Annotated in this window: 16 protein-coding genes and 1 pseudogene; 2 read left to right on the top strand and 15 right to left on the bottom strand. The window is 42.2% G+C overall.

Annotated elements, in window-relative coordinates:
• The 11 genes and pseudogenes from rhuM to VMW78_08405 form a co-directional block, all read right to left on the bottom strand.
• Window positions 1-736: RhuM family protein (gene rhuM / locus VMW78_08455; GenBank protein HUV51033.1), on the bottom strand; the 736-nt coding region annotated here is incomplete at its 3' end.
• A gap of 154 nt (window positions 737-890) precedes the next feature.
• Complete coding sequence (locus tag VMW78_08450; protein HUV51032.1) at window positions 891-3,602, bottom strand: DEAD/DEAH box helicase family protein; 2,712 nt, start codon at window positions 3,600-3,602, stop codon at window positions 891-893.
• Window positions 3,602-4,414 (bottom strand): KilA-N domain-containing protein, encoded by an 813-nt coding sequence (locus VMW78_08445; GenBank protein HUV51031.1) that lies wholly within the window; start codon window positions 4,412-4,414, stop codon window positions 3,602-3,604. Before VMW78_08445 ends, VMW78_08450 begins: the two co-directional genes overlap by 1 nt.
• A 2-nt stretch (window positions 4,415-4,416) precedes the next feature.
• On the bottom strand, window positions 4,417-6,666 hold the full coding sequence (locus VMW78_08440; protein HUV51030.1) for a site-specific DNA-methyltransferase: 2,250 nt from the start codon (window positions 6,664-6,666) through the stop codon (window positions 4,417-4,419).
• A gap of 354 nt (window positions 6,667-7,020) precedes the next feature.
• A complete protein-coding gene (locus VMW78_08435) occupies window positions 7,021-8,082 on the bottom strand; it encodes a 5'-methylthioadenosine/S-adenosylhomocysteine nucleosidase (GenBank protein ID HUV51029.1) in 1,062 nt (353 codons plus the stop codon).
• Between the two features lie 3 nt (window positions 8,083-8,085).
• Window positions 8,086-10,593 carry an effector-associated domain EAD1-containing protein gene (locus VMW78_08430; protein HUV51028.1) on the bottom strand — a complete coding sequence of 836 codons (2,508 nt, stop codon included), beginning with the start codon at window positions 10,591-10,593 and terminating at the stop codon, window positions 8,086-8,088.
• Entirely contained in the window at window positions 10,590-11,420 is an 831-nt protein-coding gene (locus tag VMW78_08425; GenBank protein HUV51027.1) for a hypothetical protein, read from the bottom strand. The genes VMW78_08430 and VMW78_08425 overlap by 4 nt, the downstream gene beginning before the upstream one ends.
• Window positions 11,407-12,387 carry a hypothetical protein gene (locus VMW78_08420; protein HUV51026.1) on the bottom strand — a complete coding sequence of 327 codons (981 nt, stop codon included), beginning with the start codon at window positions 12,385-12,387 and terminating at the stop codon, window positions 11,407-11,409. The genes VMW78_08425 and VMW78_08420 overlap by 14 nt, the downstream gene beginning before the upstream one ends.
• A gap of 21 nt (window positions 12,388-12,408) precedes the next feature.
• On the bottom strand, window positions 12,409-13,710 hold the full coding sequence (locus tag VMW78_08415; protein ID HUV51025.1) for a GTPase-associated system all-helical protein GASH: 1,302 nt from the start codon (window positions 13,708-13,710) through the stop codon (window positions 12,409-12,411).
• A 364-nt stretch (window positions 13,711-14,074) separates the two neighbouring features.
• Window positions 14,075-14,580, bottom strand: a pseudogene (locus VMW78_08410) (DUF1016 N-terminal domain-containing protein).
• The gene (locus tag VMW78_08405) at window positions 14,577-14,708 is read right to left on the bottom strand and encodes a hypothetical protein (protein ID HUV51024.1); all 132 of its coding nucleotides are present in this window, start codon (window positions 14,706-14,708) and stop codon (window positions 14,577-14,579) included. Before VMW78_08405 ends, VMW78_08410 begins: the two are co-directional and overlap by 4 nt.
• A 367-nt stretch (window positions 14,709-15,075) precedes the next feature.
• Between VMW78_08405 and VMW78_08400 the strand changes: the two genes are divergently transcribed.
• Both VMW78_08400 and VMW78_08395 read left to right on the top strand, forming a co-directional pair.
• On the top strand, window positions 15,076-16,092 hold the full coding sequence (locus VMW78_08400) for an NAD-dependent epimerase/dehydratase family protein (protein ID HUV51023.1): 1,017 nt from the start codon (window positions 15,076-15,078) through the stop codon (window positions 16,090-16,092).
• Window position 16,093: 1 nt separating this feature from the next.
• Window positions 16,094-16,684: a PocR ligand-binding domain-containing protein gene (locus tag VMW78_08395; protein HUV51022.1), complete on the top strand. Its 591-nt coding sequence runs from the start codon at window positions 16,094-16,096 to the stop codon at window positions 16,682-16,684.
• Here the strand turns inward: VMW78_08395 and VMW78_08390 are convergent.
• Genes VMW78_08390 through VMW78_08375 form a run of 4 tightly spaced genes read right to left on the bottom strand, consistent with a single transcriptional unit; the run spans window position 16,670 to window position 21,933 of the window.
• Window positions 16,670-17,176, bottom strand: coding sequence for a (Fe-S)-binding protein (locus VMW78_08390; protein ID HUV51021.1), 507 nt, complete (start codon window positions 17,174-17,176; stop codon window positions 16,670-16,672). The two genes, VMW78_08395 and VMW78_08390, sit on opposite strands and share 15 nt — an antisense overlap.
• Window positions 17,177-17,188: 12 nt before the next feature.
• On the bottom strand, window positions 17,189-17,896 hold the full coding sequence (locus VMW78_08385; GenBank protein ID HUV51020.1) for a 4Fe-4S dicluster domain-containing protein: 708 nt from the start codon (window positions 17,894-17,896) through the stop codon (window positions 17,189-17,191).
• 1 nt (window position 17,897) lies between these two features.
• Window positions 17,898-20,840 carry an FAD-dependent oxidoreductase gene (locus VMW78_08380; protein ID HUV51019.1) on the bottom strand — a complete coding sequence of 981 codons (2,943 nt, stop codon included), beginning with the start codon at window positions 20,838-20,840 and terminating at the stop codon, window positions 17,898-17,900.
• Window positions 20,833-21,933, bottom strand: coding sequence for a 4Fe-4S dicluster domain-containing protein (locus VMW78_08375; GenBank protein HUV51018.1), 1,101 nt, complete (start codon window positions 21,931-21,933; stop codon window positions 20,833-20,835). The genes VMW78_08380 and VMW78_08375 overlap by 8 nt, the downstream gene beginning before the upstream one ends.
• Between the last annotated feature and the right edge of the window lie 12 nt (window positions 21,934-21,945).

Raw genomic sequence — 21,945 nt, 5'->3', positions numbered from 1 at the left:
GGTAGAGATCTTTGCCGTCGAAAGTCTGGCAAATTGTATCCAGAGAGCTGCCGAACGAATTATCTTTTTCATGTCCAAACAAGTTGGAATCACTCAATCTTCCCTGCATTATCTTAATTGCGCCTTTGGCTTCTTCATATGAAATTCGCTTTACTGCCCGGTCAGATATATGAGCCAATTCCAGCTTTCCATAATCATATCGATCAAGTGTATCCAGAGCATAGCTGAAATCACTAATAACCTTCAGCAGGCCTTCAGATTCAGACGTGGAGAGCAATTTACGATCAATTATATTATCGATAAGCTTAATTGACTGTTTAAGCGCCTCATATTTTTCAATCTGTGACTGCAATCTCTTTTCATTTAGAGCATAACCTTTGACAAGGTAGTCTTTTAATATTTTATTTGCCCAGATACGGAATTGGGTGCCGCGTAATGAATTTACACGGTATCCTACAGAAATAATCATGTCCAGGCTATAGAAATCCATCACCCTTTTTTTACCATCCTTAGCAACCTGTGCAATTTTTGCACAGGTTGAATCCGGCAACAATTCACCGGTTTTATAGATATTGCTTATGTGCCTGACAACAACGGTTCTGTCTCGTTGAAAAAGATTAGCCATCTGATGGGTATCCAGCCAGACAGTATCCTCAATCAAACTAACTTCTAAAGACGCTTGTCCGTCTTCCATCTGATATATGACTATCTCGCCTTTATTTCCTTGGACATTCATGTTTCAGACAATCCTGCCTTCTTGTTGTGAAAAGCGCCGATCGTTATGCCCTTTATCCTTACAATTATTCAACATAGCCTGTGAAATCATGTTTGCTTTTATTTAACCGGGGTCAACCACCTTCTTCAGTTCAATTACCACGTCAACTTATGAACTAATGTACGCCCAGCAAGTCCCTATATTTTGTAAAACTTCTAATTAATTCCTCAAAATTTTTTGGCTTGAACTTATCGAAACTTTCCTCATCCACAAAAACATAATCATATTTGATATTAGCTTGAATCTTGTTAATATCAACACACCACTGCTTCAACCTTTCCATTTTCAAGGGCACGTCAAGGTCTTCCAGCCCTTTGGTTTCAACAACAAAGACCTCTTTCTTTGACTTTTTAACAATAAAGTCAGGGTAATAGTTGGATATCTCACCCTTTGCGTTGACGTAATCAATCTTGAAGTGAACAGCCATGTAGTTCTTCACATAGGAAATAATATCGTCGCAGTCTTCAAGATAGGCGGCAAACTGTAATTCCAGGTTACTGTCTCCGATAATTTTATTAAAAATACTTTTCTTCGGTATGATATATCCCTGCTCTTTAACAACAAACGGGCGTGTTTTCCTCAACTTAATCGTATCATGGATTTTTGCGTCTCCCTTGTCCTGAACAGTCAAGGCGTTAATCTGCTTCTTAAATGTTTCCACCAGAGTTTTGTTTGCTTCAAGTTCGGACAGATTTCGCAAGGTGTTCAGGCTGTCAAGGTCAACCGGTTTTTCAAACAATTCATCCCGAATAAAATATTTTACTTTCCCGTACAGCACATCATAGCCGCTTACCAGTCTTAAATCCTTCATAATAACCCGGGTGAAATATCCCACCACAGAGCGGTAGTCGGTAACCGCTCCTGAATCCAGGATGGTTGTATGATTGATCTCGCCTGTAGTTATATCCTTAAATACGATCTCACGCTGTTCTTCGATGCTGAACGTCTTGTATTCTACTTTTTTATGGCCAAAATGCCCTGTATCCAGACTGCTGAGATTCTTGTACTCCCGATATACCCTCGGGGTTAATACCGGAATCTCGATATCAAGATTATCGATATCCTTTTTTGTATTTTCATTATCAATTTCAACGATAATCGGTGTTTTTGGCTTGGTGCCTTCACCCATTGCCTTGCGCTCAAGCTCAACACCTTCGGACTGAATAGACTCTACAAAATCCATAAAAGCATCGGTTCCCACAACGCTGACGTATTCTTCCACATCATAGCCGGGATACATTTTTCGCAAACCCCTGCCCAAAGTCTGCTCAGGTAAAATATTGCTTTGGGCAGAATAGGGACGTAATCCCACGATAGTGGTCACGTTTTTCACATCCCACCCCTCTTTGAGCATCATCACCGAGACAATAGCCTTAAAAGGACTGTCCCAGCTATCAATTTTATTGGACTCTTTGCGAAGCTTTTCCAAATCCTCCTTATTCTTGCCGCTTGCCGCCTCGCTGATCTCACCGTTGTTTTTGGTATGAATCACCAGCACCGCATCTTTAAAATCAGGATAGGTAGCCTCCAGATATTCAGCTACATCATCACAGTTTCTGGTATCGTCGGTCATCACAAAGAGAATGGCTTTTTTGTCCATCTTTTCATGTTCTTTGTATGCTTTACGCCACTCCTCTATGCCGAGATTCAGGTAATCGGCATATTTTTCCGTGTATTTGGAACTTTGCCGCTCGCTGAGTTTAGCACGGCTTGCGGAATCGGGAAGTACCGGGTGTTTTACAACATTCTGCGAAATGGCCTCTACCAAAGGATAATCCGAAATGGTCTGCACAAAAATCGCGCCATTGTTGTGCTTGGGTGTAGCAGTCATGTCCACTTGCAGGGAGAGAAACTTGTCCTTGTGTTTCAGCCGGTTGTGAATATCCTCAATCGACTTGAACCACGCCATTTTGGGATCATGAATATGGTGCGCCTCGTCATTCAGCACCACCAGTTCATCAATGTCGCGGACAATATCACCAAGATCGACTTTGGAATCAGTGGTAGCGCCCGTGGGACGCTTGCCCAGAAAATAATTCATGGTATCTTCATCATCGGCTGACGGCTCAACATTATTGCCGGAATAGACACGGTGAATATTGGTTAAAAATATATTGCCGGTCTTGCGGGTAACATTAACCTCATCCTGAATGTGCAGAGTCAGTTGAAAATCATCGTGCCAATTGCGCCCCTCAAAACCGCCTGAATATCCATTGGGCGGCAACACAGGGTCATCAAAGAATATTCGCAACCCGTCGAAATCCGTTCTGATCCGATCCAGCACAATGATATTAGGCGTAATCAGCAGAAAGTTACGCGCCAGGTCAGAATCCGGCTCATAAAGTTTGTGAAAATAGCACCACGCCAGAACCAGGCTCATCACCTTGGTCTTGCCTGTGCCGGTTGCCATCTTGATGACAAAACGAAGCCATGATTCATCAAACATATTTGGAGAAACAGCGCCGGATGAATCAAAACGGAGCAGGTCATATTTGTCCTTTACCTTAACCACATCGTAAAGGTAGATGATGCTTTCAACCGCCTCTTGCTGGGCAAAGTAGTATTCAAACTTTGTCATCGCGCCGCCTGCTTTGGGCAGCATATGCTCTTGGTTAAACCACCAGTTCAGCAAGGCGATGCTTGTGTCTGTCGCCCCTTCATAGCCGTTATTCCGCCACGCTTTTACCTTTTTACGCAGTTCATGCACCAGGGGCGGCAACAGCTTTTCATAGCTTGATTCCCGAAGAGCTTCATCCGCGGGGAACCAGCGGACATCAGGCTCAAGTATGCTGTAAGGGGAGGTCGGAAAATCCGGATGCAATGCCATTATTTACCCCCTTCCAGCTTTCTCACGCCACTATCATCAATAAGCAGCCTCATTTGCTGAATGGCAACCTGGTTGAGTTTGGCAAGCCGTTTGGATTGTGAAATTCCCTCATTAATAAACAGCGCATTCAGATTTTCCAGATTAGACAGACAAACCAGTTGTGATACATTGGCATAATCACGAATATTTCCTTTCTTATCCGGATTCGCGTCCCGCCACTGTCCTGAAGTCATACCAAACAATGCCATATTCAAAATATCTGCTTCAGATGCATAAACAAGATTAATCTGCCGGCTTGTCAGCTCCGGTGGAATGAGATTCTTTTTGATGGCATCGGTATGAATCCGGTAGTTAATTTTAGTCAGGTTCCGTTTGATATCCCATCCAAGCTGCTTTTGTTCTTCGTCTTTAAGCCGCTGGAATTCCTTGATCAGGTATATTTTGAACTCAGCGCTAATCCACATTCCAAATTCAAATGCAATGTCTTTATGAGCATATGTTCCTCCATATCTGCCCGCTTTTGCCGTCAGTCCAATTGCATTTGTTTTGGCTGCCCATTCTTTTACGCTAATTTTATAGTTATTTAAGCCGGCCTGATTTTTAATTATGGCATATTCGCCATAATTAAAATTGGGATTATATATACGCTCCCATATACCTAAAAACTCAACGGTATTTCTATTTCTAAGCCAATCTGATATAAAAAAATCCCCATCTTTCGCTTTGAGCATATCTGTCAGAGAAATATAATCTTCATCATTTACGGAAATGATGGTTATCTCCGTATTTTTAACATTTATCTTTTTTGTCATGACTATTTCCCTCCCACTGTCACTTCCACTATCTTCATGGTGTCATTGCCGAAGATGTCCACCACCTTGACTGCGATCTTGCGCCTCCCTAGCGGGCATTCCCGGAACACGCTTTTCAGTTCCAGAGAACGGTCTTTTTTGGTGCGGAAGGTCTGCCACTCATTTTCAAACACATAATCGCCTGTCCAGACTTCTTCATGATCGCCAAACTTCAGTTGAACCGGATCTGCACTGCCGTCAAGATGTATCTGCGCATCGGGTTCTCTTTTTACCCGCACTATTTCCTTTTTACTCTCAAAATTAAAGTCAACAGCCCAGTAATCGATCCAGTCTGTCCAATTCTGCGTCAACACCTCGCGGCTGACAACGCCGTTTTTGTCTTTGCTGATCTTGACCACCTGCCCCTTGTCCACAATCACCTTGCTCTTGCCTTTCTGCAGGCTTTCATCAGCGCCTTTAGCATCCTGCGAATAAAAGACGGAAAAATCGGTCAATTCCACGGCAATGCTGTGTTTGTTTTTACCCTTGCCAAAATGTGGTTTAACTTCAATAAACGACACATCATGAAACACCACCTGATTCTTCTCCACTGCCCGCTTGTCAAATACATCCCGTGGAATGTATTTCATAGCCAGATCAATCCCCTTGGTTTTGGCTTCGTCCAGGATATTAGGGAACAACCCCATTTCGAACTCAAAGCCGAGAATATCCACCCGGGTAATATGCTTTTGACGGCATTCAAGAATGATTTCTTCCACAAACAGGCGGGTAACTGGCAGATTTACAGGACCCACCGCTACCAAACGCCCTGCCTTTTTGCCCTGAAAGGTTTTGAACTGACTGACCGCTTCGGCACGGTAGGCGTGGAGGATAAGATTGAGGAAATCTTTTTCTTTGGCTTCCAATTGTTTCTGCTTTTCCTGTTCTCTGAGATTGGGGTTAACGCCGATATAATGCTGGCGTTCATATTTTCCCAGGTTGAGGATTTCAAAAGCGCGCCAGCTTTTGTCCTCTTTTTTGAGCTGCCGCTGTACGCCGATCATGCGCTTTCTGGTAGTATGGATAGCAAATTTGCCAAGGTCGGTGCCGATCCATTTGCGGTTCAGTTTTTCGGCAACGGCCATGGTGGTGCCGGAGCCGCAGAAGAAGTCGGCGATGATATCGCCTTCATTAGATGAGGCTTCGATAATGCGTTCTAATAATTTTTCTGGTTTTTGAGTAGGGTAAAAAACTCTTTCATTTGACATTACGTTAACTTCGGAAACATCCAACCAATTGTCATCCAAAACAACTCCTGCAAGGTCATTAAGGTAAGTTTTAATTTTTAACTTTCCATTTTTTCCTATAAAAACTTTCCCTGTTTTTTTCATATCTTCAATTGATTTAACAGAACGAGTTCCTATAGGTTGGTCATCCCTGTACGGACCTTTGCCATCATTATCATTTTTATTAAAACGTGATTTATATTCTTCATTAAAATCTAAATATTGTCTGTTATATATATATTTATCAGACTTGCTGAAATAAATTATAGAGTCATGATTACGAGCCAATTGGTTACCTGTTGCTTTTGCCCCTTTTACAGTTCCTCGTTTCCAAATAATCTCATTCTTAAAATTTGTTAACCCAAAAATTTCATCCATTACATTTCTAACATAAGCAGTGACTCTCCAGTCACAATGCACATAAATACTACCATCTTCCGCCAGCAGATCCCGCATCAGCACCAGCCTCTCATAAATCATAGCAATAAAAGAATCCGCGCCTTTGCCCCAGGTGTCGCGGTAGGCGATTTCTTCCAGTATTCCTGGTTTTTTGGTCAGGGTTTCGCCGCCGATCTCGATATCCATTGAAAAATCCGCCCCCACATCAAAGGGCGGGTCAATATAGATCAGCTTGATACCATCCTGGGCTTCGATCTCTTCTCTAAGCGGCCCGTTTTTCAGCGAGGACAGAATCAGCTTGTTATCGCCCCAGATCAACTTATTGTTCCAACCCTTGATCTGCCTGCCGGTCTGCATGTCAAAAAGGTCCATCTGCAATTTGACGGCTTTCTCCTCACGCGGCTCATCAACCTGCTCGATCACCTGAAACGGCAAAACCACATTGCAAACCTCACTGGTCTTGCCATTCCAAACAAGCTCCACTTCCCGCTTATCCTCAAACAGCAAAAACCGATACTTCTCCGGCAGCGCTTTGCCTTCCTCCAGATACCGATTAATATCTCTTATCTCATTATCCGTCAGTTTCATCTGCCTGCCTTCTCAGTTCCTTTTCATATCTTTCTGCCCATAAATTTTCTTCAGTGTATGTGCGTGTTAAAAAATATAACCCATAAACCCTATGCTTAGAGTGCTTTTTTATTTTTCCTTAATGGCTTTTTCCTCTATCAGCTTCCCATAAGTAAGAATATCGAGAATCCGTGCGTGAAAAGCAATTCAATGTTTTCCTTCACTGGGAGATAATTTTCCCCCAAGTTGCTGAAGACACAAGCAACACACTCTGGCATGGCAGATTTGCTGCTTTTTGATGGGCTCAATGCAATTGGTGATGGTCTTTTCATACATTTGTTGCAATAATGGTTTAAAGTGTTCAATCCGGTCAGCTCACTGGCGGAAATGCAGTGCAGGGCTTAAAATTCTCAGCAAATCTTTATTCTGGTTAAAATCTTCCAGCATCACTTTAATAAGACTATTTAGTGTAATCTCAGTTCCACCACCACCTAGTTCAATCAACTTGATAGCTTCAAACCATTGCCCTTTTCCCTGTGCATTCAGATTCACCAGTGAGAGATCCCCCTCGGCTCTTTCCCATATTTTTCTATCTTCAATTCCTCTGGGGTAAAGCTTGCACGCGATTTCGAATAACTGTTGAGTTTTTGAAATTTCCTTTTTAACATCGATAAGATCAAGTTCTGAGATCAGGCCAAAAAAGAACGCTGCAACATTTTTAGAAGCGTAAGTCTGAGAGCCCTTACCATCCATTTCTCCTTTGTCATTCACTAAGTCAGAAATCCCTCTTAGCAATAAGCTTTTTACAGCTGGACGTGTCATGCAAACTCTCAGAAAACCTAATCCCTCCATTTCAATCGCAAGTGCATGACTTGCATTTACCTTAATATGCTTATGTAGGCTAGATTTATAGGATGCATCCACTTTTTCGCCCGAAGCAATTGTGCCTGAGAAAATCGAAATTTCTGGTGCGAACCGAGTATCTACCAATGAGGTTGCAATTGCTTTCCATGAACTACTGCTTGCAAAAGAGTTTGCAGCACGATCGAGATCATAAGAAGATGCTCCGAACTGCGGTCTTGGCTTGAATTCATCATCCTCCGCTCTACCGCGTTCGTAACCGATAACGTCAGAGCCTATAACTATGTCGCCCACTTTTACATCCTTTAAACCGCCGGCAACACCGACATAAAAGGCATGGGATGGTTTGTAGTATTGAAGGCCCCTTTCAGTTTCCAATGCTGCATTGATGTTGGTTTGATCTGTTCGTCCTACAACCACATCGATATTACCCGATGGGCTTGCATAAAATCCACGATGGTAATCCGTACCAACTTCAGGGTGCTTTTCTAATTTAACATCAGCTAAGTGACTGATTACAGCATCTCTTTCTATCGAGAGCGCTGTGAGCACTAGTATACAATTGCTATTTTTCATAATTTACCTACTGGTTTTATTTAGTTGTCTCAATTCAGCGTTAGAAGGGTAGTCCTTTAGCATCTCTTGTAACAGTTTCTGGGCATCAACATCGGCAATTCCATTTCGCATCTTATTTATAGTATTTACCCAAATTTCCCGTCCTGTAACTTTTGTGGGCAAGTCATAGTTTTTGCCACCAGCTCTTCCCCACAATCCCATATCTGTTGGACCATTTGAATATAGGGTGTAGCATAGTTCTGTAAATGCAGACCACCATTCTTCTTTTGAAATGGATTCAGAAAGATGGCCTGAGAGTGACAAGCTCAACCTTTTAAAAAAGCCCAAAAGAGATTGACACTCCGCTAAAGCTGGTTCCAAATCTGTTCTTGTAGATATTTTATCAGCTATAGTATCAGTGATTTTCCTCCAATTATTACGAAGCACCAATTTCCCTATACGTGTAGATTCTGCTGCACTGAAAGGGCCTTTATTCAAGAGTAGAAAAAACTCTGCCTCACCAAGGGTTGACAGCTCTTCAAAAAGAAATATTTTTGTAGATATCTTTATCGTTTGGTCCTCAATAACCTGCTTTATAAATGCTGTGCTGGTTAAACGAATCCGAATTTCTTCTTCAAAATTATCTAAGCTAATCTTTTTATTGTCTAGCAGTTTCACACATCCTAATGCAGTTCCATTAAGGAAGCCGTTTTTTACGTCTCCGCTAATGTGTTTCCATACTTCTGCTCTTTGTTTGAAATCAGAAAGATCATTGAAATCTGAATTACATAGTACAGACAGTAATTGAGGATCTATTATTGCACCCTTCAGCATTTCTTCAAAAAGATCAAATAGTACGCTAATTGGTTTGCTAATACCTTTCCAAGGTTGATTGCCTTGCTCTATACTACTCAACCAGATTTGTCTCCAAATTGCGTTTTTCACATCAATCCGGCTTAACAAAGAAGCATTATTAGCCACTTTAAGTCCCGAAATTTCGATAAGTCTGCTTTCCCCTATGTTTACAGTAAGTTGAATAAAATCTTCATCATCTATTAATTCGCCCATTTTTTGCAAGGCTGAAGTATGCCCTGGTACAATATCTATTTTTAACTGGTGAATAATACTCTCTTCGGGACTGTAAAGTTGCAAAGCCGATAAGCCGTGGAGGGTAAGCCATTTTCGATCTGTGGCAACTGACTTAATTTCCTGAGCTAATTCCGGTCCAGGTTTCGGCCAAATATCTACGAGATGGGTTTCCACATCAATAGTAGTTGGGATAAGGCTTCCCAATGTTTTTACTAAACCATGATCTGCAACGAACCAATTCCATATGGCTATGGCGTAAGCTGGTTTCCAGTTTTCTAGTACGGTTTTTAAGCTATCAGTAACCGCTTTTTTCCACCATTGAACCTTATTCTCCGGGTCGAAAGCTTTGGCAAAAACACTTGTAATAGATTCATTAACTCTTGAATTAAACAGATTTTTTTCTACCCAATAAGCTACTTGATTGCCGATTAATTGTTGTGCATTAGAGAACCCTGACCATTCTGCATCTTTAAGAGCAATAATCTGCTTGCTTGTTGCGTTTGCTATACACGACGTTATCTGGATCAGAAGCCGTTTTTTCTCGGTTTTGGCCACACGTTCATCAGGGCTGTATTTAGATATAAGATCACAAAATACGATCAGCCTATTAAGATCTGTAATTGTAGATAAATTCTTGTACGTACTGACTACTTTCTCTAAATAGGCCAAATCTTCAATTTTGTCGGGTATGATACCGAAAACATCGATCAAATCGTTAAGCGGCTTTGCTTTATCTCTATTTCCGGCAAGCAAAAATGAAGCTATCGATTCCAATGTGCCAGTGTCTGTTTTGCCAACTATACAATAATTGCCAGTCTGCCATTTGTTCGCGTATTCTTCCTGCACATAGAGTATGCTGAGGTGCTGAGTGCCTACTTTTTGCGGACTGAAGCCTATTCCCAATTTTACAGTTGCCCTGAGATTTCCTTTTAGCTGTGACCAAGCATGTGTAATAAAAGAAAGATAACCCTCTTCCCCGATCCAAACCAAGGTATTTTCATAGTCCGAAAGATCAAGCAAGCCATTGATGGCTGCTGCTTCACGGGATGTAGGGTTTATAATCTGAGCCGGAACTTGATTCATATCATCAAACAATATCTCATGGAGTTCACGGTCTTTGTCTGGCTCAGAAAGGAAGTGAGAAAACAACTTTTCCAGATCATTCAGTTGATGTAAATCATCTTTCTCAACGATCAAAGTATGTGACAGCACTCTCCCCTTTCTGACCAAAGGGGCGTTATCAGGAAAAGTTTTAATGAAAATATAGGAGTCATTAAAGGCGAACCCACGGAAAACTGGTTGAGTTAACTGGCCGCTTGAAGGTCGATCTAGAAGATCGGTAACATTGCATATTCGTTTTGCGAGTTCTATATCGGTTAAGCTTGTTTTGAGCAGAGCGTAAGAACCGGATTTATCCCCATATATTGCTTGATGAACTATCATAATTGAAGAGCTATTTTTACAAGCTTGGTAATATCTGTATCCTTCACCCCTTCCTGATCGATCATGTATCCAAAATTTTCTGGCAGCTCATCTTGGTATTTGTCCTTTGCCTCCTGCGAATTCAATGGAAACTCCTGTGCTGAGAGCCCTAATATTTCAAAAGCCTCTTTTTCCCATACTGTCTCAACAAAATGGAGAAACATCGGTAGTTTTTCCCGCAAAACCTTAACAGGTTTCTTGTTAGTATTCAACTCGTCCCAACATGTAAGAACAATGGATAACTTGGGTACGGAAATTGGATTTTTTACACCTTTATCTTTTATGTACAACAATGACTGTAGCAATTCGATAAATTTACTCTGATCAGATAGCCCGGGGCTTTTAAAGGCTGTACTTTTTCTTGTTTCTATTTCATCATAACTGCTGATGCTCAGGTCATACTCAGGTGTAATCTCGTGTGGCCGAATAAACAGTATCCATCGGTCACTATATGTCACCAATTTCTGCCAATTTTCATTAACCTCCATCAGTTCAATCAGGGCATTGACCTGTTCCCCCCCATAATCAGGGAAAACTATGTCGATATTTTTTCCATCTACATTGATCGGCAGAACCAACTCTACATTTTCATTCGCAGGAGTGGTTATCGGTTCTTCACCCATAGAGAGTCTCTTTATGGCATGTGTTATAGCCTTAATATTCTCAGGAGTTTTGATAAGTTTTATGCTACTTTTCCTTTTCTTAACTCTAGTAAGGAACTGAGCAATAAAAGTTGTCTTACCAGAATCAGGTTGTCCAACTATGAGGATTGAATCATTCACTGCCATACATTCCTTTATAATTAAAAAACAGATCATCAGAAGTGCTGACTTGCGGCATAAGTCTAATGATTTTTGGCTCGTTTAATTTTTCCAGCAAGTATTCGACAACGGCAGAGTTATTTTTATGGCATAATCTATCGGGAACAGATTTGGGGAAATTGCTGACTTCAAAAACCTGTGAATTGGCAAATACTTGTGCTAAGTCTTCCTCCAAAGCCCTTTTTATGTTCTCTCGGATATTTCCAATTTCATCAGCCTTTGACCAAACCACTGCCACAGGCCGACCTTTCAAATTAGCTGTCAATTGTTCGGCCATTTGTACAATTTCGGTCTTCGCTGCTCCTCTTTCATTTATTAAAGCAACAGAGTCGACCATAAAAATGAAAGCATTAGAATTTTCATATATCCAGCGAGCATTCTCAGCATTCGGATCGTGGATATCCTCAGACCAGTAGTTGAAAACTTCCCCGGATGAATCTGCAAACAACACATCTCTGAACAATTCTTCTCTTTTCAAAGTTAAATGGTAAAGGCTGTAAAAATCAGGATTCGATGGCGTTGGCGGAGCAAACTCAACATTTCCGTCAGGTTGAATTTTTAAATATTGTGCAAGCGTTTCCCATGCGGCTAATGTACAACTTCCAGCAAACGACCAGCGCTCAAACTTATTTCCATTAAATAATAGGGTATAGAGCATTCCGAGATAGGAGGTTTTCCCAGCAGCCGCGGCTCCTACCATTCCAATGATCAATGGGGCAGATCGTTGACTGACTATCTCGATGTCGGTTGGTTGAAACGGCTCACCTGTCCAAGGTAAGGCTTGCGCTTCTTTTTTGGCCTCTTTTTGCTTTTCTACTGACTGACCCGTTTTGTTTCCCAGCCAATAATTACATTTTTGATGATCAGGACTGACGTGTTCAAGGCAAAGACCTCTAGGGGCAGGGCAATCTGGTTTACTACATTTATTTCTCATCTATTTCAATTCTCATCTTCATTATTTCGTATTAGCAAGTGTGCTGGCTTGGAGATCGTGAAACAACCAGACAGTGAGTTCTCCTAAAGATATTTTGGCTCTTTTTACTAAACCGGTACGTTTAAAAAACTCATCAGCGTTCATTTTTTTCTTCATCATATCTGCCATACAAGCTCCTAATGATTTTCGACTTTCACTTTCATTGCACAAATCTTCCAGCAACTGCTTTTCAGCATCAGAAAGTTGTTGCAGTTGCTCCAACAGTTCAGTTACCGCAACTTCCTTGTCCGTTTCATCGCTCAGCACATCGCGTAATGCTTCTTTCAAGAAAAAATCAACGCTTTTGGGATGAATTGGAGAAACGTTATCAGCCAGATCAACTGCCATAGACATGGCCAGAGCTAACGGGTCTAATGCTCGGTAACCGGAATCTAATCTGTGAGAATAAAGCGCTTGTTTCCACCAAATCAGATCACTGCGTTTGTTTAATGATTGAGAACTCCGCAATATGGAAGAAGATACCTGTTCCAGATGCGGTTTTAGGTTAGCAAGGTATGAACCTATAGATTCCTGAATAGAATCCGAAATAGATTTTAGTGAATTGTTTTGGGTGGATAAGGCGGCATTAATTACTTCAGAAAGTCCTTTTGCAGCTCTTTCAGCAAAAAATTTCGGCCAATGAAAATTACCAGTTGATTGAGGACTGGGATTTTCACCTCCACCTGCTTGTGGCGCCCAGGGAGAATGAACTGCCGCAGCTATTAAATGGCCTTGCAACTCAGCTTCACCAACCCTTCCTTGGCTAACTTTTGGTAGAGTAAGTTCAATTGGGGCAATGGCATCAATTTTAGCATTTTCCAAAATACTCCAATTATTCCGGGCAACTTCTTCGACCTTATTTCCAATTTCCAATAAAAAATGAGTTAACACTTCTTCCTGTCCTGCCAGTTTGTAATGGCTGATGATATTGCATCCTGTATGCCAAATAATGGCAGCCAAATTTTCATCTTTGCTGAGGTTATTTAATGCTTCGAGGATAACTGCTTGGACATAGGTAATTGGTATATCCTTTGTTTTAGCGACGCTGTTTCGAAAGGCTGACCATTTTTTTATGATTAAAGCTTCTACTTCTTGAACAATAGGTTCGTCATCAGAAATAGTAGGATCAAGAGCCACCAACGTATAGGTAATTATCTTTTCCTTGTTTTTACTGAGCCGTTTTTGAAGTTCCGCAACGGCCTTATTTAGATTAGCAATGTTTTCAGATTCATCAGTTTTAATAAATCGTTTATCGAGAAAAGATTGAAGAATTGAATCAGTCATAATTTAATACCTTTCACCCATTATTTTTTACGCCCAATATTAAATGTTAAGAAATAAATCAGTGATATTTGATATTAACAGGTCGTTTCTTGATTGTTATAATATTCTAATATTACATTGTTTTTAATGCAAAAGCAAGAATTATATAATCCTATGCGAGATAGGGGAAAGCGGAAATACTGGAGCTGCAAATGTGGGAGAATATTCAGAAGGTTTGTGAGTAAGGATAGGCATATCATTCCATGCACTACGCAGGTTTTGCCTCCAGCCGTTTTCGCGCCGATTCAACCGCTTTGTGAAGCTTATGCTCCAGCAGTTCGCGTTTCGGTAGTTCGGTCATGTATTCGGCCACTTTGATTACCAATTTCTCAGGCTTCTTTGATATGGCGGTACGCTCGTAAAGCATCCCATCAATTTTCTTCCGCAAAGTGCGGACACTCCACCGTTCCACCCGACAGTTTTGGCATAGAAATCACGTTGGAGGGCATCTTTGAGAGGGATAAGTGCGATAAAATGGGTCCAACTCAATTGTCGTATCAGTGATACGACAATTTTTTTATCTGGAAAGACCTCGGCAAATTGAATCATCCTGCGTAGATTTTTTTCAGAAAAATTATTGCCATAATCGTCGGTTAATTGTCTCGACAGCGTCACGACAATTTCCTGTCCGTACTCCGCTCGCTTTTCCTTCAAAATATCCTGGCGGATACGGTTGCCGATCTGCCAGTAAAGAATGGTCAAGCCTGCGTTAACCGTAATGGCAACATTATGCCTGGCGGTTTCAATGAGCGAATGGATATCACCGATAAGATCGCCGGAAATGGACTTGTTGCCTGTTTCTATAACCTGCTTCCCTCTTTCCTTTCTCATATTTCGACAACCTCGCTGATCAGCCCCTCGGTTTGCATTTCAAGTTCAAGAATATCCGCCCGGATTTCTCCAAGACTCCTTAGCGGTTTGTATTTGTAAAAATATTTCGTAATATTGATTTCATCCATAATATGCCAATTCCTCTTTTATGGAGTCGCCAGGTCCAAGATTAACGAATGGTTGATATTCAGCCATAACACCTCATTCATAATGTTTCGACACATCAACTATCAAAACACGACCCAAAGTCCGTTTTTCGTCTTCAACTTAAAATGTAAAAAAGCCATGCTAATCTTTTATGAAAAGCATATAAGAAAGAAATGTCACCCATCCAACAGTCGTCCTGATTTGTTATCTTTTTTATAGTCTTGTTTTTTACTTTATTTTTTTTTCTGATTATAGTATATTTTATTGAATTTGTTGTCAATATCAATGCAATGGCAATAGCCGAAAGTCTTCATAAGAAAAATTAGTATCCTTTTTTAGGAAAAATATATGACAAAAAAAGCGGCGCAGAAAGTTCTGGTTACAGGAGGCGGAGGTTTTCTGGGCAGCGCGATAGTAAGGCGTCTTGTGGAAAGGGGCGATCATGTCCGCAGCTTTTCGCGCGGCTTTTACCAGGAGCTTGCCTCTCTGGGGGTTGAGCAGGTTCGAGGCGATATAGGCGACAAAGATGCTGTTGAAGGGGCATGCAAAGGCATGGATCTTGTTTTTCATGTTGCGGCAAAGGCGGGAGTCTGGGGCGATTATTTTGAATATTATAATACAAATGTTATTGGAACTGAAAACGTTGTTGCCGCCTGCATTAAGCATAAGGTTCCAAGACTTGTCCATACAAGTTCGCCGAGTGTTATCTTTAACGGAACAGACATGGAGGGGGTAGATGAATCAATTCCTTATGCAAATAAGTTTCATGCTCATTATCCTAAAACAAAAGCAATTGCCGAACAAAATGTTATAAATGCCGCAAGAGATGATTTGATGACGATTATATTAAGACCTCATTTAATATGGGGGCCGGAAGATAACCATCTTGTCCCTGGAATTATTGCAAGAGCAAAAAGGCTTGTAAGGGTCGGGGACGGCAAAAACCTTGTGGATACAATCTACATAGACAATGCTGCTGATGCCCATATTCTGGCGGCGGACAGATTACAAGAAAACCACAAACTTTCAGGCAATGTCTATTTTATAAGCCAGGGAGAACCTGTTTTTTTGTGGGAAATGATAAACAATATTTTAAAAGCAGCAGGGCTTGGTCCTGTAAAGCGTTCAATATCACGGAGAACGGCCTGGGTGATAGGGGCCATGCTTGAAGCCTGCTTCAAATTTTTCAAACTGTCAGGTGAGCCGCAGATGACGCGTTTTGTAGCAGAGGAGCTGGCTACAGCGCACTGGTTCGACATAAGCGCCGCTAAAAATGATTTAGGATACATCCCAAAGCGTTCCACGGAGGAAGGGTTGCGACGTCTTGAACTCTGGTTAAAGAACGGTTACCTTAAAAGGAGTTAAAATGAGTTTAACAGACATACTGCCTCTTGAAAAATGGGTTGAATTTGAAAATGAAATCAACAGAAGGTCAGGTCTTGATGCTAATGTTTATGGAACCGATGGTATCAGGATAACAGACAATAAAAACTGGGCAAACAGGCTTTGTCCTGCTATTAAGGCAACTGACAAGGGACAAAGCTTTATTTGTGCTGTTGCAAACATGAATTTAGCTTCTCAGGCCATGAATACAGGAAAGCCTGTTATAGAAGAATGTGACGCAGGCCTGATTAAAATTGCCGTCCCCATATTTGCAGGGGATGAATTTATAGGCTCGGTTGGAGCCTGCGGGCTTTTAATTGAAGACGGGGAGGTTGACACTTTCCTTATAAACAAAACAACCGGTATTGATGAAGATAAGATAGAAGGCCTTTCAAGGGACATTAAAATAATTTCAAAAGATGATGCCGATTCTATTACAGATTATATCCGGAGACAGATTAACCGGTTTGTCAAAGACTATGTAAACAAACAACATGGCGCTGAGGTAACATCTGAATCAATAGCGGAGCTCACGCTCAGCGCGAAGCCGTCATTCCTGTCAACCAACAATTAGAACATCGGCAACAACTTCCCAGAGATATTTTACCGGTATATCAGACATGCCATTATTCTCTAAAGCTGCTTTTATCTGCCCGTGACAACTGTGGCACGGCAAAACCACCATCTCAGCGCCGCTTCTTTTTATCTGTTCTATTTTTTTGCGGCCATAGTAAAGCCGCTCCTCACGGTACGGTGTAAGCAGAGTGCCGCCGCCGCCGCCACAGCAATACTGATTGCCTTTTGAGGGATAAAGATCTACCCAGTCGGAAACACACCGATCAAGAATCCACCGTGGCTCTTCATAATATCCATGACCAAAAAGTTCTTCAGACTTGCGGCCATAGTTGCACGGATCGTGATAGGCAACACGCTGTGTAATCTTTGATTTATCGAGTTTTATCCTGCCAGACTTAATATACTCCATCAAAAGATCAAATACCGTTAAAGCTCCAAACCGGTCAAAAAAGTCCGGATACCATTTTTGCAGCCCGTACCGGGTTGCCATGTATGCGTGCCCTCATTCCGGATACATGAGATTGGTAATCTCAAGTTTCTCCATGTTTTCCACAATACGGCCGACAAAACACTTCATTGCTTCATCGTCACCGGAAAAAAGGCCCCAGTTCACGCCTTCCCAGTTCCGGCTTGGTATTGTCCAGTCTTCCTTTGCTATATGGAAAATTTTCCACCAGTGTTTCAGGTCTTCATTCTGAGTGTTCACTAGTTTGTTGTGCAGAGTGTGCAGAAGATTAGCCCCCTTTTTGTCAAAAAGAACTTTAAAATCAGAAAATCCAGGCTCTCCAGCCAGCTCCTCTCCAACGTCTTCAATTATAAAAACAAAATCTTCCTTTGGAAGACCAAGATTGTTTCCGGTCTTAAGGTCGAGTTCAACTCCCTTATGAATCATTCCCGGCACATTCTCTCTTTTGACCATTCCGCGTGCCGTGCGAATAAGGTTTACAATGTTTATTCCCATTGGGCAGGCATATTCGCATTTTCCACACATGGTGCAGAGCCACGGAAGTTTGGATTCTACAAGCTCTTTATCCATACCCATAAGTACCATTCGAACTATCTTTCTGGGATCAAACCCTTCAACGCCCGTAATGGGGCATCCTGCAGAACATGTCCCGCAGGCCATACACATATCAGTAACATTATTTATTGGACGCAGAGGAGCTTTATCCTTTATTTCAGATCTGTTTCTTGATGTGATTGCTTCCATATTATAACGCAGCCTCTATGACATTCATTATTCCATCATCTTCAAAATCAACCATTAATGTAGCGCTGTTCGGGCATATTGCAGCACATGCTCCGCATCCCTGGCACGAAGCAATGTCCACCATGATCTTTCCTTCCTCTATATCCATATAACGCGCATTAAAAGGACAGACCTCTATGCATAACCCGCATGCAGAACAGATAGAATGACGGACACGTGCTGTAAGCCGCTGGGGAGTGATTTCATTCCTGGACAATATGCGTAATGCCCGTTGCGCCGCCGCCTCTCCTTCCTGCATGGCTTCTTCCGCTCTTGCAGGTGCCCTTGCCAGCCCACACACAAAAACCCCCTCTTGACCTGTATCCACAGGCCTCCACTTGCTGTCAGCCTCTTTGATGAAACCGTCCTGTGTTATTTCAATACCAAAAATCTTTACCAGATCTTCGGCAGGATTCGGAACAACTCCAACTGCAAGAGATATCCAGTCCGGTTTAAGATTTACCTGAACTCCAAGAAAAGGATCAAATCCTTTCACTACCGGCCCATCAGACTCAATAACCACTTCCGGCTTTGAGTTCAAATCAAAAGGTATAAACATAATCCCCTTTGTTCGCGCTTCAGTATATATACTTTCCGAATCTCCATAGGTCATCATGTCCCTGTAGAAGATGTAAACCTCGGATTCAGGATGAATCTGTTTAATCTTCATGGCATTATTAAGAGCACTAATACAGCATATTCTGCTGCAATAGTTTCGGGGTTCCTCCCTTGTCCCTGCGCATTGAATCATAACCACGGACTTCACAGGCTGCTTTGCAAAAGAAGGGTCATTTATGATTTTTTCCATCTCAAAAAGGGTCACAACCCGCTTATGATTAGCAATATTGTAAGAATCTGTTTGAGCTGGTTTACCTCCTGTCGCAAGTATTGTCACGCCGTGATGTATTGTTTTCTCGCCCCCTGATCTCCGGCTTATTTTTGAAGTGAATTGACCTGGTATGCCGAAACTACTCATCAGCTCAGCACCTTTAAGAATTTTAATTGCCGAGTTATTTTCTACTTCATTTAAAATCGCCTCAATAGATTGTTTCAGTTCATCATCGTGGATATATTTCAGGTTTCCGCCAAGGGTTTCGGACTTTTCAACCAGAACTACCTTAATGTTATTATCCGCCAGAGCTAAAGCAGCAGATAAACCAGCGGGACCACTTCCAACAACCAGAGCCCTGCCTTCAACAGCGCGCGAGTTTTCATTCAGTACTCTTCTCGATCGTAATCTACTAATTGCCATTTCCAGCTCTTTGATCAGAGAATCAAAACCGCGTTCTTTATATGGCTGAATATCAACTACTTCCACAAGTGACGGGAAAAGCCCGGTATCTTCCTCAAGTTTTTTTAACCCTGGCCTTAAAACGTATTTATTGCATGCTGCAAAAAGCAGCCTGTTTGCAGCATTTTCGCCTGTTATTCGCTTTACCTCGTCCAATCCTTTGTCGTTGCAAAGCGGTTTTATCCTGACAATATTCAACCTGCCGGGAAATTTCTCCAGCTCCGGCTTCAACCGGTCCATCAGCGAACCAATATCAGGAATTCGGTCACATTCACACAAAACCACCTGAACCAGAGGCCTGTCTTCAAATGCTTTTGCATGTCCGGCCATCTTCTCTTGTGTGCCGGCATCAGGGGGCGTAACTCCCAGTTTCTTTAACATTCGGAATGCTCTGCCTGCAGCAACTTCTGCTCCTATAACAGACCCTGAGATATCCTTGAGATTCCGAGCCGATTCAACTACAAAAACCCCTTCATGCTGCGCATAATCAGGCAACTTTTGTTCCGGTTCCTTGCCGGTTGAAAGGACTACCATATCAAAGTCCTCTTCTATCGGCCTCTGTTTTGAATCCACATATCTTAGCCGGAGGTCGCCTGGATTATCTCCAGGCTCAATGCTGTGCGGGCGGCATCGGACAAAACGTACGCCGGATTCCTTTTCTGCTCTGTCACGATATCGCTGGAAATCGCGCCCAAAAGTCCGCATATCCATATAAAAAATTATTGTCTCAGCATCTTTTGCCATTTTCTCGCGCGCAAGGAGGGCCTCTTTGATTGCAAACATACAACAGGCGTTGGAGCAATAATCAGCGCCTGTCATAACATTTCTGGACCCAACGCATTGAATCCATGCAACCCTTTTTATCTCTCTTCCATCGGAAGGTCTTACAAACCGCCCTTTATATGGGCCGCTGCTGCTCAGTATCCTCTCAAAGGCAGTAGAAGTAACAACGTTCGGGAAACCCCCGTAGCCATAGAGATCCACAGAATCCGGATTGAACAGCTTTGTGCCTGTTGCAAGAATAACTACTGCCACATCTTCCATTTCAAAGACTTCAGTTTCGCTATCCATTTTTATCGCGCCGGCAGGGCATGCTTTCTCACATTCGCCGCACTTTGTGCATGCATCCCAGTCTATTGAATAAGCGCTTATTGTCTGATGCGGTACAGGAAGACAAATAGCCCTGCGTTCTACTAAACCAGCGTTGAAGGTATCTGGAACCGTCACCGGGCAGACTTTCTCGCAGGCTCCGCAGTTAGAGCATAACTCAGGGTCAACTCCCCCTGGTTGTCTGGAAAGAACTACTTTCAAATGACCTGGATTGCCCTCTATCGAAACCATTTCAGTTGAAGTAAGAACAGTGATGTTGTCGTGAAAAAGGCCTTTTCTTAAGCAGAATTGAGAGCAAATATCACGATCAATCATTGGAAGCATACGACACATTCCGCAATGATTATCAGGGAATTGGTAATCAAGTTGCGTAAGAATTCCTCCAACGCCCGGTGATTTTTCAATGATACACACATGATAGCCCATATTTGCAAAATCGAGCGCTGCACGGATTCCGCTTATTCCAGCACCAACAACCAGTATTTTAGCTGTTTGATTATCCATCGGAAGACTCTTTTTCAAAAACCAGGTATGGTATTGATTCTGAAATATCACGGCCCGGCACGTAGTCATATAATTCCTGAACCTTTGCAGACACGGTCTTAAATATGTCGGCAACCGGAATGCTGCTGGGACAAACGCTGCTGCATTGTCCACAACCTACACATGCATGGCTCATATGAGCAAGCCTGGTCATATGAAACATTGTAGTATCTGCAGGCAATTTTACAGCCCCTTTTTTGGCAGCGCGCCTTTGCAAAACTTCCGGCTCGTGAACAAATACATCGGTAAGGAATACACACTCCTTGCAATAACAGACAGGACAGGCTGTTCTGCAGTTATAGCAGTTAAGGCAATTGGCTATCATCTTCTGAAATTTTTCAATATCTTTTATCTTTTCCGTTGTCTCGCTAAAAAGGGCATCCCTTGCCTCAATCCTTTTCTTAAGAAGCTCATTTATTGCATTCTCCCGTTTAACCGGCTGTTCCACGGCTGAAAGCCCGAGGCTTTTTATAATGTTTTCGCCTGCCCTGGTTCCTGCCAGCAGTCCGATCTTCTCCATTACCGGTGTACCCAGAAGACAGACTGTAAGATCGGCCCCTTCAGGCCTGAAATGCTCACAGGCCTTGCAAATACCGGTAATGCGGTTCTGCAAAGCCGAATCATTGTAAAATGCGGAAGAAATATCCTCTTTCTGTGCAGCAAGCTCCAGATAAATATTGTTTTCAATACGTCCCAGACAATCAATTCCAATGATTATTGCTTCGTCAAGCACGCATTGTTTCAGCTTTGCAAGTTCAATCAATGCCCTGATTTCACAAGGTCTGAGGACAACCGCCTTTTTCCCCCCTGTAGGATATCTTAAAACAGAAGCAGCCTGGCGTGCGGCATTGAAAGGAGCTGCAGGCGCCAGAGGCTCTGCCTGCTCCATCTTTTCAGTATCCGTGATTAAAGTCGGCATCGGTAAAGATGAATACGGTGTTTTGGATAGCACCAGCACAGAATCCACTATCTTTTCTGAAAGCATTTTTTGCAGAATAGTTCTAACAGCCGCCGAAGGGTTATTATTTGTTTCCAAAATGGCGTACATTGTCATGTTTACCTCTTT

It is taken from the genome of Anaerolineae bacterium, assembly GCA_035529315.1.
Lineage (GTDB): Bacteria > Desulfobacterota > Desulfobacteria > Desulfobacterales > ETH-SRB1 > Desulfaltia.
Note: the sequence above shows the minus strand (reverse complement) of the source record. Positions and strands in the feature narration are given on the sequence as shown.

What these genes read in the sequence shown, in the direction of transcription:
- VMW78_08405 (HUV51024.1), bottom strand. Translation starts at nt 14,708, where the DNA reads ATGGATGAAATCAATATTACGAAATATTTTTACAAATACAAACCGCTA.
- VMW78_08430 (HUV51028.1), bottom strand. Translation starts at nt 10,593, where the DNA reads ATGATAGTTCATCAAGCAATATATGGGGATAAATCCGGTTCTTACGCT.
- VMW78_08390 (HUV51021.1), bottom strand. Translation starts at nt 17,176, where the DNA reads ATGGCAACCCGGTACGGGCTGCAAAAATGGTATCCGGACTTTTTTGAC.
- VMW78_08440 (HUV51030.1), bottom strand. Translation starts at nt 6,666, where the DNA reads ATGAAACTGACGGATAATGAGATAAGAGATATTAATCGGTATCTGGAG.
- VMW78_08435 (HUV51029.1), bottom strand. Translation starts at nt 8,082, where the DNA reads ATGAAAAATAGCAATTGTATACTAGTGCTCACAGCGCTCTCGATAGAA.
- VMW78_08395 (HUV51022.1), top strand. Translation starts at nt 16,094, where the DNA reads ATGAGTTTAACAGACATACTGCCTCTTGAAAAATGGGTTGAATTTGAA.
- VMW78_08380 (HUV51019.1), bottom strand. Translation starts at nt 20,840, where the DNA reads ATGGATAATCAAACAGCTAAAATACTGGTTGTTGGTGCTGGAATAAGC.
- VMW78_08375 (HUV51018.1), bottom strand. Translation starts at nt 21,933, where the DNA reads ATGACAATGTACGCCATTTTGGAAACAAATAATAACCCTTCGGCGGCT.
- VMW78_08420 (HUV51026.1), bottom strand. Translation starts at nt 12,387, where the DNA reads ATGAGAAATAAATGTAGTAAACCAGATTGCCCTGCCCCTAGAGGTCTT.
- VMW78_08415 (HUV51025.1), bottom strand. Translation starts at nt 13,710, where the DNA reads ATGACTGATTCAATTCTTCAATCTTTTCTCGATAAACGATTTATTAAA.
- VMW78_08385 (HUV51020.1), bottom strand. Translation starts at nt 17,896, where the DNA reads ATGGAAGCAATCACATCAAGAAACAGATCTGAAATAAAGGATAAAGCT.
- VMW78_08450 (HUV51032.1), bottom strand. Translation starts at nt 3,602, where the DNA reads ATGGCATTGCATCCGGATTTTCCGACCTCCCCTTACAGCATACTTGAG.
- VMW78_08400 (HUV51023.1), top strand. Translation starts at nt 15,076, where the DNA reads ATGACAAAAAAAGCGGCGCAGAAAGTTCTGGTTACAGGAGGCGGAGGT.
- VMW78_08425 (HUV51027.1), bottom strand. Translation starts at nt 11,420, where the DNA reads ATGGCAGTGAATGATTCAATCCTCATAGTTGGACAACCTGATTCTGGT.
- VMW78_08445 (HUV51031.1), bottom strand. Translation starts at nt 4,414, where the DNA reads ATGACAAAAAAGATAAATGTTAAAAATACGGAGATAACCATCATTTCC.